Consider the following 1,465-nt stretch of genomic DNA (forward strand, 5'->3'; position numbering starts at 1 on the left):
CTGAGCCTGCCCCACATTTTTTTGCTGGACACCGTCAGTGTCCAGTGATAAGAGGGGGGCATGCTCGTATGCGGACAAGAATTCAACGACCAAATCATCGCGCGGATTGACGCTACCATCGAATCCGAGCCGGAGATTTCGCGGCGCTCGCTCGCTAGGAGGGTCTGCAAGTGGCTTGACTGGAAAGCACCTAATGGTAACCTCAAAGACATGAGCGCAAGGAGCGCTTTGCTCATACTCCACCGACGCGGTGCAATCACTCTGCCTGAAGCAGGCAAGAACAACCTGTTCGTTTCCGCAGAGAAAAAGGAACCAACCGATATTCCCTATGAGATACATAATGCCCCGCTCACTGTCGATCAGTTGGGTGAAATCGAGCTTGTCCCGGTCTCTTCCCGCAATAGAGGCGCTTCTCACACCTGGAACGGGCTTATGAATAAATTCCACCCACTTGGCGCCGGCCCTCTGTGCGGAGCACAAATGCGCTATCTCATCAAGAGCGCCAACTGCGGATACATCGGAGGACTCGCATTCAGCGCGGCAGCATGGCGTCTGGGAGCTCGTGACTCCTGGATCGGCTGGGACGACGACACCCGGCGAAAGAACCTCCAGAAAATCATTTGTAATAGCCGATTTCTGCTCCTGCCCAAGGTCCCCAACCTTGCCTCGCATATTCTCGCACGCTGTCTCAAGGTAATCCCAAAACACTGGCATGAACGTTACAATATAAACCCTGTGCTCGTCGAGACCTACGTGGAGCGTGATACCCACCGAGGAGTTTGTTACCGGGCCGCAAATTGGCTGCACATAGGAGCCACCAAAGGCAGGGGCCGCATGGATAAGACGCGGACCGCCCGACTCTCCGTCAAAGACGTCTACGTCTTTCCTCTTGTGGAAAACCCGTCCAAGGCCCTGTGCAACGATGCTCCACTTGCCGCAAAGCCGCCCGGGAACGACCCTCCCCGTGCGCCACGCAACTGGGCCGAAGAAGAATTCGGTAAAGTGGATCTGCAAGACCAACGCTTGACCAAAAGACTTGTCCATATCGCACAGGACATGTATGCTCGTCCGCAGGCAAACATCCCCCAAGCGTGCCAAACCCGGGCACGAGCCAAGGCTGCTTATCGCTTTTTCGCACACCCGGTCACGAAGATGGACAAGATCATCGAACAGCATTACGAGCAAACCCTGTGCCGTGCGGCGACACAATCCGTGGTCCTTACCGCTCAGGATACCACCACCCTTAATTACTCCACCCATGATCAAACCGAGGGCATAGGGCCTATCGGCTCTACCCTGCCGGGACCCATCGGCCTGCTCCTGCACGACACCATGGCTTTCAATGAGGCAGGGACCCCGCTGGGACTCCTGGATGTCCAGCTTTGGGCCAGGGACCCGGAGCAATTCGGAAAAAAGCACCTCCGCCACCAATTGCCCATCGAGGAAAAAGAGAGTTCCAAGTGGC

The 1,465-nt window shown here is 56.1% G+C and carries 1 protein-coding gene; it reads left to right on the forward strand.

Features of this window, described 5'->3' with window-relative positions; all coding sequences use genetic code 11:
• Positions 1-60: 60 nt before the first annotated feature.
• The coding region (locus AB1467_07455) for a Druantia anti-phage system protein DruA (protein ID MEW6296091.1) at positions 61-1,465 on the forward strand (1,405 nt) is incomplete at its 3' end.

This window comes from Candidatus Diapherotrites archaeon, assembly GCA_040755695.1.
In the GTDB taxonomy this organism is placed as follows: Archaea; Iainarchaeota; Iainarchaeia; order Iainarchaeales; family 1-14-0-10-31-34; genus JBFMAK01.